The organism is Bacillus sp. LR--39 (assembly GCF_053613335.1).
Window position 1 is genome coordinate 1 of sequence record NZ_JBSIOT010001058.1, and the last position, 644, is coordinate 644.

Sequence of the window (644 nt, forward strand, 5' to 3'; positions counted from 1 at the left end):
TCTCTTCCTTTCTCAGCGATCAACGTCAAAGTGCGCGCGAGCTCTTTCTGCACAAAACGCTCACCTGGAGAGGGCGGTTTTCCTCCCGGAAGATAAATATCTGCAGTGATCGGCATACAGGAAAGCCATTCAGCGTTTTTCACCGTGTTTTGACATTGATCAGGCGAGACCGGGAACCCCTTTTCTGCATACATAATCGCCGGCTTCAGCACCTCTCGAAGCGATAGACGGCCGTACGCAGCCAGTATTTCGGCCCAGCTGTCCACCATCCCCGGCACGGTAATCGCACTCCTTGGGCCCCTGACCGGAATGGCGCGCTCTCCTTTATACTGATCCCGGTCCGCTTTCCGCCCCGACCGCCCGCTGCCATTGTACCCTTTGATCTCCCCGCTTCCATTGTGATACATCAGCCAAAAGGCATCCCCTCCGAGTCCTGTCATATGCGGATAGACAACAGCTAGGCACGCGCTTACTGCAACAGCGGCGTCAAACGCGTTCCCCCCCTTCTCCATGATGATGCTGCCTGCAAGCGAAGCGAGATAATGAGGACTGACAACCATTTGTTTCGAACCGATCTTCAGCTTCTCCATAGCTCATTCCTTCCTTTCAAGCATTCATTTGTCCTTTGAAGTATAGTGGCCCGT

1 protein-coding gene is annotated in these 644 nt (G+C 54.0%); it reads right to left on the bottom strand.

Annotation, left to right across the window (positions count from 1 at the left end; genetic code table 11):
- Positions 1-590 (bottom strand): gamma-glutamyltransferase (locus tag ACWHAR_RS28410; protein ID WP_452088612.1); only part of this gene is annotated, 590 nt, incomplete at its 3' end.
- Positions 591-644: the final 54 nt, after the last annotated feature.